The organism is Salinicola halophilus, from assembly GCF_003206155.1.
GTDB classification, from domain to species: domain Bacteria; phylum Pseudomonadota; class Gammaproteobacteria; order Pseudomonadales; family Halomonadaceae; genus Salinicola; species Salinicola halophilus.
In genome coordinates this window covers 82,275-95,560 of the sequence record NZ_PZJV01000003.1, presented here as the reverse complement: position 1 = coordinate 95,560, position 13,286 = coordinate 82,275, and the positions used below count along the sequence as shown (strand labels likewise).

General features: G+C 68.5%; 14 protein-coding genes. 7 read left to right on the top strand and 7 right to left on the bottom strand.

The features are described from left to right. Positions 1-53 precede the first annotated feature (53 nt). Positions 54-1,298: a TauD/TfdA family dioxygenase gene (locus tag DOM33_RS10690; protein WP_110668832.1), complete on the top strand. Its 1,245-nt coding sequence runs from the start codon at positions 54-56 to the stop codon at positions 1,296-1,298. A 158-nt stretch (positions 1,299-1,456) separates the two neighbouring features. Here DOM33_RS10690 and DOM33_RS10685 read toward each other — a convergent pair whose 3' ends face one another. The 5 genes from DOM33_RS10685 to DOM33_RS10665 form a co-directional block, all read right to left on the bottom strand. Continuing rightward, entirely contained in the window at positions 1,457-1,714 is a 258-nt protein-coding gene (locus DOM33_RS10685; RefSeq protein ID WP_110668830.1) for a hypothetical protein, read from the bottom strand. A 143-nt stretch (positions 1,715-1,857) separates the two neighbouring features. Further along, positions 1,858-2,343: a thioesterase family protein gene (locus tag DOM33_RS10680; RefSeq protein ID WP_110669013.1), complete on the bottom strand. Its 486-nt coding sequence runs from the start codon at positions 2,341-2,343 to the stop codon at positions 1,858-1,860. A gap of 17 nt (positions 2,344-2,360) precedes the next feature. Continuing rightward, complete coding sequence (locus tag DOM33_RS10675) at positions 2,361-3,332, bottom strand: 3-hydroxyacyl-CoA dehydrogenase NAD-binding domain-containing protein (RefSeq protein WP_110668828.1); 972 nt, start codon at positions 3,330-3,332, stop codon at positions 2,361-2,363. 110 nt (positions 3,333-3,442) lie between these two features. Next, positions 3,443-4,324, bottom strand: a complete 882-nt coding sequence (locus DOM33_RS10670) for a beta-keto acid cleavage family enzyme (RefSeq protein WP_110668826.1) — start codon at positions 4,322-4,324, stop codon at positions 3,443-3,445. 158 nt (positions 4,325-4,482) lie between these two features. Further along, positions 4,483-5,493 carry a GlxA family transcriptional regulator gene (locus DOM33_RS10665; protein WP_239495335.1) on the bottom strand — a complete coding sequence of 337 codons (1,011 nt, stop codon included), beginning with the start codon at positions 5,491-5,493 and terminating at the stop codon, positions 4,483-4,485. A gap of 138 nt (positions 5,494-5,631) precedes the next feature. Here DOM33_RS10665 and tmpA point away from each other — a divergent pair, with 138 nt between their 5' ends. From tmpA to argC, 6 genes are all read left to right on the top strand, one after another. Beyond that, entirely contained in the window at positions 5,632-6,753 is a 1,122-nt protein-coding gene (gene tmpA / locus DOM33_RS10660) for a 2-trimethylaminoethylphosphonate dioxygenase (RefSeq protein WP_110668822.1), read from the top strand. After that, positions 6,750-7,322, top strand: a complete 573-nt coding sequence (locus DOM33_RS10655) for an HD domain-containing protein (protein ID WP_110668820.1) — start codon at positions 6,750-6,752, stop codon at positions 7,320-7,322. The genes tmpA and DOM33_RS10655 overlap by 4 nt, the downstream gene beginning before the upstream one ends. A gap of 119 nt (positions 7,323-7,441) precedes the next feature. Continuing rightward, positions 7,442-8,374 (top strand): ABC transporter substrate-binding protein, encoded by a 933-nt coding sequence (locus tag DOM33_RS10650; RefSeq protein ID WP_110668818.1) that lies wholly within the window; start codon positions 7,442-7,444, stop codon positions 8,372-8,374. A gap of 25 nt (positions 8,375-8,399) precedes the next feature. Further along, positions 8,400-9,356, top strand: a complete 957-nt coding sequence (locus tag DOM33_RS10645; RefSeq protein WP_110668816.1) for an NAD(P)-dependent oxidoreductase — start codon at positions 8,400-8,402, stop codon at positions 9,354-9,356. Between the two features lie 95 nt (positions 9,357-9,451). Next, entirely contained in the window at positions 9,452-10,198 is a 747-nt protein-coding gene (locus DOM33_RS10640) for a class II aldolase/adducin family protein (RefSeq protein WP_110668814.1), read from the top strand. Between the two features lie 171 nt (positions 10,199-10,369). After that, the gene (argC, locus tag DOM33_RS10635; protein WP_110668812.1) at positions 10,370-11,329 is read left to right on the top strand and encodes an N-acetyl-gamma-glutamyl-phosphate reductase; all 960 of its coding nucleotides are present in this window, start codon (positions 10,370-10,372) and stop codon (positions 11,327-11,329) included. 204 nt (positions 11,330-11,533) lie between these two features. On the opposite strand, the gene DOM33_RS10630 is transcribed toward argC, so the two are convergent. Next, the gene (locus DOM33_RS10630) at positions 11,534-12,457 is read right to left on the bottom strand and encodes an NAD(P)-dependent oxidoreductase (protein ID WP_110668810.1); all 924 of its coding nucleotides are present in this window, start codon (positions 12,455-12,457) and stop codon (positions 11,534-11,536) included. A gap of 105 nt (positions 12,458-12,562) precedes the next feature. Then, the gene (locus DOM33_RS10625) at positions 12,563-13,093 is read right to left on the bottom strand and encodes a cupin domain-containing protein (RefSeq protein WP_110668808.1); all 531 of its coding nucleotides are present in this window, start codon (positions 13,091-13,093) and stop codon (positions 12,563-12,565) included. Positions 13,094-13,286: the final 193 nt, after the last annotated feature.

Below are 13,286 nucleotides of genomic sequence, written 5' to 3'. Positions count from 1 at the left end.
GGCGGCGGCGATGGGCGAGCCTAGAGAGACCTTCATTCCCCCCGGAGCCCCGCATGCCCACCGACGCTGCCGCTCGACCCGAATCGATGCCGCTCCCCCCGACGCCCGACTACGACGCCTGGCCGGTCGACGTCGATATCGTCCGACTCGACGCCACCCCGTATCTTCTCCACGTCGTCTGGGCAGACGGGCGCGAGAGTCGCTACCACAGCGTCTGGCTGCGCGAGAACGCCACCGACGACAGCACCGTCAACCCGGCGACCCGCGAACGCATTCTCGATCTCTCCCGTCTCGGCGCCTGGCCCACGCTCGAGGCGGCGCGGCTCGAGGCGAACGGCGCGGTGACGCTGGATTTCGCCCCCGACGGCCGCCGGCTCGCCTTTCATCCCGGCTGGCTGCGCGCCCACGACTACAGCCACCTCGAAGCGCTGCCGGCGGTGCTGCCGCAGCGAGTTCACTGGCTCGGCAGCGAGCGCGACGCGCCGGCCACGCTCGATGCGACCGGCTGGATGGCGCAGGCGGATGATCCGCAGCGTGAAGACCCGCTGCTGACCCGGGCGCTCGAAGCGGTGCTCCGCGACGGTCTGGTGCGGCTGCGCAACCTGCCGGTGGAGCCGGGCAGTCTCGAGGCCATCGCCCGGCGCATCGGCCCGCCTCGCCCGACCAACTTCGGCCAGCTGTTCGACGTCCGCGCCAAGCCCGACCCGGACTCCAACGCCTACACCTCGATCGCCCTGCCGCCCCATGTCGATCTGCCCACGCGGGAGTACCAGCCCGGCGTGCAGATGCTGCACTGTCTGGAGAACGACACCGTCGGCGGCGAGGCGGTCATGATGGACGGCTTCGCGGTGGCCGAGGCGCTGCGCGCGCGCCATCCCGAGCACTTCGAAACGCTCACTCGGGTTCGCTGGTGCTACGCCAACACCGCTCGCACGAGTGATCACGTCTGGTTCGCCCCCATGATCGGCCTGGACGCCGACGGCGAACTCGACGAAGTGCGCATCGCCGACTTCCTGCGCGGCCCGCTGCAGGCGCCTTTCGACGACGTCGAGCCGGCCTACGCCGCCCTGATGGCACTGCAGCGGCTGCTCGCCGAGCCCGAGTTCGCGCTGCGCTTCGGCTATGTCCCGGGGGATCTGGTGATCTTCGACAACCGCCGGCTACTTCATGCCCGTGACGCCTTCGACGCCGGTACCGGCGGCAGCCGCTGGCTGCAGGGCTGCTATCTCGAACGCGACGAGCTGCGCTCGAGACTGCGCATGCTCGAGCGCGCCGAGCGGATGCAGCGTCTCGGCTGAGCCTGTAACCGCCATCGCCCGAATAGCGATCGGCCACGAAAAACCCCGCCTCTTGGCGGGGTTTTTCGTGGGCGCGGCGGCGACGCTCGGGCGGCGTCGTCCTTTCAAACCACATAGCCGTTCCAGACGATATAGCCGTTTCAGGCCATATAGCCGTTTCAGGCGCTATAGTCGCCGATCTTGCCGCCCCGGCCGACCAAGCGCGTGCGCACCATGTCGAGGCGTTCGACGAGTGTCGACTTCTGCTGCCAGGTCGCCGGCTCGATCTCGAAATCCTGTATCTCGTCGTCCATCTCGACGGTGAAGCGGTCGAAGTCCTCGCCCTTCTCTTCGTGGAACTTGCACACGTAGGGGTGAACCGCGCGGCGAATGATCTCTTTGGCCTGATCCTTGGTAAGCGTTTCCTGTTCTGCCATGAATCCTCCGAATCCGTTCTTTTGGGGAGCACGTGACCGGGCGTCGCATCGCGACGCCGTCACACATCGGTCACTGCTGAAGGTAGCTAGGGTGGTCGATTTGTAAAACCCGGCGGCAAGGTCGTCGACTCTTCAGACAGCGCCTATCCGCGACGAATACCGATACGTTGCCCTGCGGCGGACGGCCACTCACCCGTGGCCCGCGGCTGCTGCTCGATGGTGTTCGAGACCGCGGAGGGAAACGGCGCAGGTCGGCCGCTTTCGACGTCGATCCCCATCAACATCTGCTCGCTGGTGGCGAGCAGCTCGCCGTCGGCATTGCGCAGCGTGAAGAAGACATGGAGTCGCTTGCCGTCGACGTCGAGCAGCACGAACTCGACGCCTAGCCCCTCGCCGCGATGCGCCTGCTGGCGATAGCAGAGGTGGGTCTCCAGGGTGTAGAGGGTGTAGCCGTGGGCGGCGCGGCCGGCCTCGTCGAGACCGATCTGGTCCATCAGCGCCTCGACCGCCAGCGAGAAGACCCGGGCGTACTCGGCGTCGTTCATGTGGCCGTTGTAGTCGACCCAGGCATCCTTTACCCGGGTTTCGAACAGCCGGTCGGCCACGACCGCATCGTTGGACTGCGTCATCAGATTCGCCTCGTCGATCAAATACGGCCCTTCAGCCCTTCGGCTTCCGGCCAGTACTTCTGGGTGAGCTCCAGCAGCTCGGTGAGAAACGCATCGCGACGCGTCTCGAGTGCCGAGACGCTGCGCCCGGCGGCCTGGTGCTCGCAGCCGTCGGCGACCCTGTCGATCAGCTCGTCGGTGAGCTCGGGGGCTTCCAGCTTCGTCCACGGCAGCTTCAGCGCCGGGCCGAACTGATGGAGCATGTGGCGCATGCCGCCGTCGCCGCCGGCGAGATGAAAGGTGAGGAAGGTGCCCATCAACGACCAGCGCAGACCGCAGCCGTAGACCACGGCGGCGTCGATCTCTTCGGTCGTCGCGACGCCGTCGTTGACCAGATGCAGCGCCTCGCGCCAGAGCGCCTCCATCAGCCGGTCGGCGACGTGGCCCTCGATCTCGCGACGCACCACCAGCGGGCGCATGCCCAGTGCCGCGTACTGCGCCTTGGCCCGCTCGAGGATCACCGGCGGGGTCTGCTCGCCGCCCACCAGCTCCACCAGCGGCAGCAGATAGACCGGGTTGAAGGGATGCGCCACGATCACCCGCCCCGGCGCCCGCGTACAGGCCGACTGCAGGTCGCTCGGCTTGATGCCGGAGGTGGACGAGCCGATCACGACGTCGTCGGCGGCGAGCGCGTCGAGCTGGCTCAGCACGTCGTGCTTGAGCGCGAGCCGCTCCGGCACGTTCTCCTGGATCAGCTCGGCGCCGTCGATGGCCGCGGCAAGCGTCTCGGCGAAGGTGAGCGCGGAGGCGTCGGCGTCCTCGGCAAGGCCGAGCCGCTCGAGCGACGGCCAGGCGCGCTCGACGAAGGCGCGGGTCCGCGCCGGCGCGGCCGGATCCGGGTCGAAGGCGGTGACGTGGCAGCCCGCCGCCAAGGCGCGGGCGATCCAGCCGTTACCGATCACGCCGGTGCCGATGACGGCAACGCGGCGGGGAAGGGTCGATTCACTCATGAAGTCTCTCGAATTCGGATGCATCAGGGCGCCGCGGTGACAGTCGCGACGCCGTGGGAAAGGCGCGAACGCCGCCGCAGCGGCGTGAGAGGGAGAACGCTAGGACGGCCTCAGACCGTGCGAAGCCCCAGCGACTCACGGGTCTGGGCCGGCGTCTGCACCTTGCCGCCGAGGTTCTCGGCGATGGTGACGGCGCGCTCGACCAGTTGGGCGTTGCTGGCGAAGACCCCTTTGCTCAAGTAGAGGTTGTCCTCGAGGCCGACGCGCATGTGCCCGCCGAGCAGCGCGGCCTGCGCCGCCATCGGGAACTGCTGACGACCGATGCCGAAAGCGGACCAGATAGCGTTGGCGGGCAGCTTGTTGCGCATCGCCAGCAGCGTTTCGGTATCCGCCTCGGCGCCCCAGGGAATGCCCAGGCAGAGCTGGAACAGCGGGTCGCCGTCGATCAGCCCCTCGTCGACGAGCTGACGCGCGAACCAGACGTGGCCGAGATCGAAGCACTCGAGCTCCGGTTTGACCCCGGCCTGCTGGATCAGGCGGGCGTGCTCGCGCAGCCACTCGGCGCTGTTGAGGTAGACCATGTCGCCGAAGTTGAGGCTGCCGCAGTCCAGCGTGCAGAGCTCCGGCAGCAGCTCGCCCACCGGCGCGTGGCGCTCCGCCGGCGTCTGCAGGTCGGTGCCCTCGCGGCCGTGGATCGCACCGTCGCGGATCTCGGGGAAGAGATCGCCGCCGCCGCCGGCGGTGATGTTGATCACCGCATCGACGTCGGACTCGCGGATACGCTCGACCACTTCACGGAAATGCTCGCAGGAGTGGCTGACGCCGCCGGTTTCCGGGTCGCGTACGTGCAGGTGAACGATGCTGGCGCCGGCGCGCGCGGCGTCGAGGGCGCTCGCGGCGATCTGGCTCGGGGTGACCGGCAGATCCGGATGCTTGCCGGCGGTATCGCCGGCGCCGGTCACGGCGCAGGTGAGAATGACGTTGGAATTCATGGGGCTCTCCCGTCGGAGCGCACTTGGCGCTGAGCGAATCGGATGCCGCGCTGGCATCGAGATGGCGCTCATTGTGGGCATCCGACGGCCCTTCGATTTGACACCTGGCGACGCGCATTCGACACATTCCGACAGCGGTCGATGTCACGCGCCGACGCTCAGTCGAGACGCTGACCTCGCGCCGCCGTCATCCTGGGCGACTCGTCGAACCGGGTACGGTAGGCGCGAGAGAAATGCGCCGGCTGGCCGAACCCCGCCGCCAGCGCCGCCTGGGTAACGCTGATGCGGCTGTCGGCCAAGAGCTGGCGTGCCCGGTCGAGACGCAGCGAGAGATAGCGCGCCTTGACCGTCTCGCCGCGGTACTGACGAAACAGGCGGTTGAGCTGGCGCTGGGACTGCCCCACTCGGCGACAGATCTCGGGGATCGCCAGCGGCTGGGCGAGATTCGCCTCCATGACCGATTCCGCCCGGCGCACGCTGCGCGGCAGCGGCTCGGCATCGCTCACCGATAGGCTCGCGGGCGGGTCGGCTCGTCGCTGGTGGACCAGCTGACGGCTGACGGCGGCGGCGAGGCTGGCGCCGAACTCGCGCTCGATCAGCGCCATCATCAGATCGAGACTCGAGGCCCCGCCACCGCCGGTGAGCCGCTGACGATCGAAGCAGTACGCCGCTTCACTGAGGCTGAGCGTGGGGAACTCCTCGACGAAGGCGGCGTGGCTCTCCCAGTGCAGTGCGACCTCGACGCCCGCGAGCAGGCCCGCCCGGGCGAGGATGAACGCCCCGGTATCCAGCGCGCCGAGTAGCCCGCCGTGGGCGGCGACCTGGCGCAGCACCGCCCACTGCGCAGGGCGCACCGTCGCTTCGGCGTCGTAGGAGGCGACCACCAGCAGATTGTCGTAGACCCGCGCGGCGTCCAGCGACGCATCGACGTCCACCGTGACGCCGTTGCTCGCCGTCACCGCGCCGCCGTCGCTGGAGAAGAGTCGCCAGGCGAACAGCGACCGGCCGAAGCGGTTGGCGACCCGCAGCGGCTCCAGCAGCGAGTAGAGCGTGAGCATGGAGAACTTGGGCAGCAGCCACAGGTTGATGGTGACGTCCGCCTCTGCCGGGTCGAGTACCGGGGGCAGATCGGGTCGCGGATACAGCCATTCCGGTGTCGAGACGTTCACAGCCGCTCTCCTGTCGTTCGAAAACCACAAGGATATGGCCAGAAACATCAACTCTTCAACGGCAGGCGACTCTAGAGTGGAGTCTTCCCGGGCAGCCCCCGCCCGGCTGCGACGAGCCCACCGACCGCGGAGAGTGCCATGCCCCTGTTTGCCGAGATCGTCCCCGACACGGGCGCACGCGAGCTGCGCGTCGTCGACCGCGCTACCGAGCGACGCTTTCACGCGCTCTGGCTGCGCGAGCGCGCCCCGGACCCGCAGACGCTGGACCCGCGCACCGGCCAGCGACTGATCGAGGCCGCCGCCCTGCCGCTGGATCTCGCCATCGACTCGCTCGACTACGACACCACGCAGCTGCATGTCGGTTTCAGCGACGGCCACGTGACGAGCTATCCGGTCGCCGAGCTGCTGCCCGCCCCACGTGAGACGCGCACGCGCTGGGACGCCACGCTCGCCGAGATTCCCGAGACGACGTTCGACGAGGCCGTCGCCGACGATGCCGCGCTGCTGGCGATGCTCGAAGCGCTCGAGCGCTTCGGCGTGGTCAAGGTGCGCGGCGTGCCGCTCGAAGACGACGGCATGCTTCCCCTGGTGGCGCGTCTCGGCCCGCTTCGCCATACCAACTGGGGCGGGGTCGCCGACGTCAAATCGGTAGTGGACGCCTTCGACCTGACCATGACCCAGCGCGGGCTCGAACCCCACACCGACAATCCCTATCGCGATCCGATTCCCGGCTACATCTGGCTGCACTGTCTGAGCAACGCCGACAGCGGCGGCGACAGCACCCTCGCCGACGGCTTCCAGGCGGCAGCGCGGCTGCACGAGAGCGACCCGGACGCCTTCGACGTGCTGACGCAGACGCCGACCCGTTTCCGCTACGTCGACGATGACGCCCATCTGGAGAGCGAGGGGCCGCTGATCGAGCTCGACGCCCGTGGCGACATCTTCCGGGTGCGCTTCAGCAACCGCACCGAGCGCATTCCCGCTCTAGAGCCGGCGGTACTGGCGCGCTACTACGCCGCCCGCCAGCAGTTCTTCGCGCTGATCACCGCCCCGGAGATGACGCTGACGCCCAAGCTCGCCCCCGGCGAGATGCTGATCATGGATAACTACCGGCTGCTCCACGGCCGCACCGCCTTCACGCTGAGCGAGGGCGTGCGCCACCTGCGCCAGGGCTATGTCGACCGTGACACCACCGCCAGCCGGCGATTGACGCTCGCGCGCCAGCGCCGCCAACCCACCTTCGAGGAGCGTGCTTCATGAGTGCCGATTTCACCCGTTTCGACGAGGCCCAGGCCGACGACTGGCGCCGCATCGACGACCACTTTCGCGACTACCGCGAGGGCGTCGTTCCCCGCGTGCTGGTCCACCTCGAGCGGCTCAAGGGAGACACCCACGGCTATCCGGTCGACCGCTACACCCACTGCCTGCAGACTGCGACCCGGGCCGAGCGGGCCGGTGCCGACGAGGAGACCATCGTCTGTGCCCTGCTGCACGACATCGGCGACGATCTCGCCCCCGACAACCACGCCGAAATCGCCGCGGCGATCCTCGAACCCTTCGTCGACCCGCTCAACCTCTGGATGGTGCGCCACCACGAACTGTTCCAGGGCTATCACTACCGCCACTACTACGGCCTCGACCGCCACGCCCGCGACGCCTACCGCGACCACCCCGCCTATGCCCGCACCGTGCGTTTCTGCGACGAGTGGGACCAGACCTCCTTCGATCCCGCGTACGAACCCTACCCGCTCGAGCACTTCCGGCCCATGCTCGATCGCGTTCTCGGCCGCGCCCCCTTCGGCGGCATGCCGACGGTGTCGGCCGAGTGAGGCTTCAGCGTCTCGCAGGACGGACGAACCCGACCCGCGATCACCGCCCTTTTCGGTGCTCGCCAATGACAACTCATCAATCACAACTCACCAACGACAACTCATAAACTGGAGTGACCATGACGAAACGCCATTGCCTGCTCGCCGCTGCACTCATCCCGCTGCCGTTCTCCGCCCTCGCCGCCGACGAAGCGGAGAACGTCAACTTCGTGGTGCCGCCGTGGCCCGGCGTGACCGTCAAGACCGAGATCTTCGAGCAGCTGATCGAGCCGCTCGGCTACAGCGGCGACAATCAGGAAGTGAGCAGCACGGTCGGCTATCAGACGCTGATGTCCGGCGACAGCGACGTCTTTCTCGGCGGCTGGATGCCGGCGCAGCAGGAGAGCTACGACCGTGCCACGCAGAGCGGCCAGATCGAGGTGCTGGGCAGCAACATCACCGGCGCCCGCATGGGGTTCGCGGTGCCGGGCTACGTGTACGACGCCGGCGTCACCCACGCCGAGGATCTCGACGCCCACCGCGAGCGCTTCGACGGCCGCTTCTACTCCATCGAATCCGGCTCCACCGTCAGCGAGTTCATCCACGGCGCGGTGGACGATGACACCTACGGCCTGGGCGACTGGCAGGTGCTCGAGTCTTCGACCCCGGGCATGCTTTCCGAGGTCGACGCCGCCTTCAACGACCAGCGCTGGATCGTCTGGTACGGCTGGACGCCGCACTGGATGGCACCCGCCTACGACATGCACATCCTCGACGACCCGGAATCGGTCTACGGACCGGACAACGGCAAGAGCGATGTCCTGACCCTCGTCAACGCCGACTTCGCCGCCGCCAACCCCAACCTGCGCCAGCTGCTCGAGCAGTTCCGCCTGACCGCTGACGAGCAGAGCGAGTTCATCGACGGCTACAGCCGCCAGAACCGCAGCGCCGAAGCCGTCGCCCGCGAGTGGCTGCAGGCCCATCCGGATCGCATGGCGACGTTCCTCGACGGCATCACCACGCGCGACGGTAGCCAGGCGGCGCTGGGCGTGGTCGAGCGGCATCTCGACTGATGCGACCGTCGACCAGGAGCGGGCAATGACCGATACGGGCCCCGTGCAGGGCGTCTTCCTGAGCGCGACGTTCGATCTCGCCGCGGACTACGCCAGCGCGCTGGCCCGCGCCGGTGACGACGTTCGGGTGGCGCGGCCGGCGGCGATCACCGACCCCGAGGCCGTGCGCTTCGCCGTGTGCTGGGCGCCCGCCGCCGATGCCTTCGCGCGCTATCCCAATCTCGAGCTGGCGATCTCGCCCGGCGCCGGCGCGGATGCGCTGCTGGCCCATCCGGGGCTGCCCGCCCAGGTAGCGATCGCGCGCATTCGCGACCCTCATCAGGCGGATATGATGGCCGGTTTCGCGGTGCACGAGATCCTGCACCGCGAGCGCGACTTCGACACCCTGGCGCACCAGGCCGCCCGGGCTCAGTGGGCGCCGCTGGCGCTGCGGGCACCGCAGGACGTCAAGGTTGCCGTGCTCGGCGGCGGCACCATGGGGCGGGCGGTCGCGGCCGCCGCGCGCGCCCTCGGCTTCGGCGTCAGCGTCGCCTGTCGGCGCGAACCGACGTCGCCTCTGGACTCGGTCGAGTACTGCTGGGGCGACGACGCGATGCCACGTGCGGCGACGAACGCGCACTATCTCGTCAACGTGCTGCCGCTCACCGCCGAGACCGAGAACCGGCTCGACCGGGAGCTCTTCTCGCGGCTCGCGCCGGGGGCGTGGCTGGTGCAGATCGGTCGCGGCGAGCATCTGGTCGAGCGCGATCTGATCGCTGCGCTGGACAGCGGCCAGCTCGCCGGCGCCACGCTCGACGTCTTCCGGGAAGAGCCGCTGCCCGCCGCCCACCCCTTCTGGCAGGACGCCCGCCTGCGCCTCACCCCCCACGTGGCCAGCGAATCGCTGCCCGACACCGTCGCCGCCCAGGTCGTCGCCGCCGCACGCGCCCTGCGCGACGGCCAGCCGCCGCCGAACCGTATCGATCGCGACCGCGGCTACTGATCTCTCGTCGCGAATGACCGGTCAGCGCGAGCGATCGGTCAGCGCGACTCGCCGCGCTTCACCACCGTTCTTTTCTTACCGTCACGAGACGTCTCATGGATCACACCGTTTCTTCCCGCGAGCGCCAGACGCGCATCGAACTCGCCGCCTGCTACCGATTGGCCGCGCACTACCGCATGACCGACCTCATCTATACCCACATCACCGCCCGGGTGCCCGACGAAGCCGGGCACTTTCTGATCAACCCCTACGGCTGGCGCTGGGAGGAGATCACCGCGTCGTCGCTGGTCAAGATCGACGTCGACGGCAACAAGGTCGATGCCAGCCCCGAGCGGGTCAATCCCGCCGGATTCACCATCCATTCGGCGATCCATCGGGCGCGCCACGACGCGGCCTGGGTCATGCACACCCATACTCGCGCCGGGGTCGCGGTTTCCTGTCTCGAGGAGGGCTTGCTGCCGCTCAACCAGATCGCGCTGCAGTTCCACGGTCGCCTCGGCTATCACGACTACGAGGGCATCGCGCTCGATCTCGACGAGCGGGAGCGGCTGGTGGCCAGCCTCGGCGACAAGCCGGCACTGATCCTGCGCAACCACGGTCTGCTGACGACCGGCGCCAGCGCCGCCGAGATGTTCAACAACGCCTTCTATCTGGAGCGCGCCTGCGACATCCAGATCGCCGTTCAGTCCACCGGCCAGCCGCTGCGCGCGATACCGCCGGCGCTGGCCGAGGAGGTGCCGCGTCAATACGACCGGATGTCCCACGACGACGGCGATCTTCTCCTCGAATGGCAGGCCCACCTGCGCACGCTGGAGGCGATCGACCCCGGCTACCGCCTCTGAGGCGTCAGTCGCGGGCCCGGCGGCGGGCGGCATGGAGAGCCGCGGCGGCGGGCGGCATGGAGAGCCGCGGCGGCGGGCGGGCTGACAAGCCGCGGCGAAATCCGCACAATACCGGGCCTTCAGCCGCTCGATTGGTCAATCGCCAGGCAGCCGACACACGAGATTTTGCGCATGACTCAGCAGACACCGTACAAGGTCTACGTCGACGGGCAGGAAGGTACCACCGGCCTTCGTCTGTTCGACTATCTCAATCAGCGCGACGACATCGAGCTGCTGCGCATCGAGAGCGACAAGCGCCGCGATCCGGCCGAGCGCGCCCGGCTGCTCAACGCCGCCGACGTCGCCTTTCTCTGCCTGCCGGATGCCGCCTCCCGCGAAGCGGCGGCGATGGTCGACAACCCCGATACCTGCCTGATCGATGCGAGCACCGCGTTTCGCACCGACGACGCCTGGGTCTACGGGCTGCCGGAGCTCGCCCCCGGCCAGCGCGAGGCGATCCGCGCCAGCAAGCGCATCGCCAACGTCGGCTGTCACGCCAGTGCCTTCATTCTGCTGGTGCGCCCGCTGATCGACGCAGGCCTTCTCTCGCCGGATACCGCGCTCTCCGCCTTCTCGCTGACGGGCTACAGCGGCGGCGGCAAGAGCATGATCGCCGAGTACGAAGCCGATACCGACGGCCGGCTGACGGCCCCGCGCCCCTATGCCATGAGCCAGAGCCACAAGCACCTGCCGGAGATGCAGCGTCACACCGGGCTGGCCGCCCAGCCGGTGTTCTCGCCGATCGTCGGGCCCTACCTCAAGGGGCTGTCGGTGACGGTGCCGCTCGCCGTTAGCCAGCTCGAGGGCGGCGCCGACGCCGTGGCGCTGCTCGCCGCGTATCGCGCGCACTACGCCGACGAGCCGTTCGTCCGCGTGATGCCGTTCGCGGACGACACCCATCTCGACGCCGGTTTCTTCGATCCGCAGGCGTGCAACGAGACCAACCGGGTGGAGCTCTTCGTCTTCGGCAACGCCGAGCGGCTGACGCTGGTCTCGCGGCTGGACAATCTCGGCAAGGGCGCTGCCGGTGCCGCGGTGCAGAACATGAACGTCCATCTCGGGCTCGACGAGACCACCGGCCTGACCGCCTGAAAGCGAAAAGCCCAGACGATGGCGCCCGATATCGCCGGATAGCCGAGCAGGCTGGATAGCCGAGCAGGCTGGATGGACGAGCCCGGAAACGACGACGCCCCGCCCTGCGTGATCGCAGGCCGGGGCGTTCGGGTTCAGGCGCCTTGGTTCAGGCGCCTTGGTTCAGCGGCTTTGACTGAGGCGTTGCGGGTCAGCCGCCTCAGTTCAGCGCTTTTCGAGGTAGGCGTAGATCGCGGCGATGTCCTGCTCGGCGTAGCCGTCGTCGACGGCGTCGGCCCACAGGTTGCGAATCTGCGACAGCGACGGCAGCGGCGTGTTCTTGCCCGCCTCCAGTGCGAGCCCGGCATCCTTCAAGCCCCACTGCAGCGCCATCTGCGGATCGAAGTTTCGGCTTTCGATCGCATCCAGCTTGCCCTTCATGTACGGCACCGCCAGCGGGCCGCCCTCCAGCACCGACCACAGCGTCTCGGGATCGATACCCTGGGTATCCGCCAGCCGGGCGGTCTCGGCGATCCCCTGCATCATGGCGATGAGCCAGGCGTTGACCACCACCTTCATGCGCGCGCCCTGCCCGGCCTCGCCCAGCCAGTGGGTCTGCTGACCGAGAACGTCGAAGATCGCCTCGACGAAATCGCCGGCGCGCGCGCGATCGCCGCTCGCCAGTATCGTGACGCTGCCCTGCTGTGCCGGCGCCTTGGTGCCGGAAACCGGGGCGTCGATGAAGACGATGTCGGGCCTCGCTGCCGCGACGCCCTCGATCAGCCGCTCGGTCTCGACGACGCCGAGAGTGCCCATCTGAATCAGCGCCGCCTCGCTCTGCATCGCCCCCAGCGCGCCGTCGTGGCCCATCAGCACTTCGCGGGTCACGTCGAGATCCGGCAGCATGGTGATCACCGCCTGACAGCCGGCCACCGCCTCGGCGGGCGAGTTCGCCAGCCTTGCGCCCTTGTCGGCGAGGTCGTTGGCCTTGCCCGGCGAGCGGTTCCATACCGAGACCCGGTAGCCCGCGGCGACGAGATTGGCGGCGAAGGCGTGGCCCATCGCGCCGAGCCCCAGTACCGCGACACTGCCTTGTCGCTCTGACTGCCCTGCCTGTTCTCTCTGCTCTGCCTGCTCTCCCTGCGACATCGATCGGCTCCCTGATTGCCTGAGTGTCTGTGCGACTGAATGAACGACTAGCCCGCTAACTGTAGGCGATCGTCGTATTGTTCAAGGCCTCGGCGGTCACTCGCTTCAGCGCCAGAGTCGCAGCAGTTCCCCGCCCACGGGGTCGTCATCGGGCAGTGCCACCGCCGCCACCCGCGCTTTCGCTGCCGCCAGCGCCTGCACATCGCCCCGTTCGACCTCCCAGCGCTGCCCCGGTGGATAGGCGCCGACCATCGAGAAGCCGTCTTCGTCCTGCAGGCAGGCGTGGCCGACGCCCGCCGGCAGGATCAACACGTCACCGGCGTGAAGCTCGATCTCAGCGCCATGCGGGCCGCCGAGGCGCGCTCGAGCATGGCCGCGAAACACCCCGAGCGCCTCGTGGGCGGTGGAGTGAAAGTGATCGAAATCGAACAGGCCGTAGCGCCACTCGGGCCGCCAGCCGTGCCGCGTAAAGAGCGTCTCGAAGCGCTCGGCGAGCGCCGAGGCATCGAACGCCTCCGGCTCGAAGACCCGACGATAAATCACCGCCGGCAGCGGCGAATTGGGAAAGCCGCTGGCCGCATCGGCCTCGAAGGCGCGGGCCTGCGGTGTCGTGAGAGAAGGCGTGTCGTGAGTCATAAAGAGATCTCCTGAAAGCGCGATTGCGTGAATGGCCGAGCGGACGCGCGGACGAGCGGACGAGCGGTTGAGCGGACGCGCGGATGAGCGCCACGTACACGCGACATGGCCTTCGGACTTTCATCGAGACGATGGCCGTTCGTCCCGGGCTGAACGATAGTGTCCTCATGTTCGCGACAGTGCGTTTGCCGTT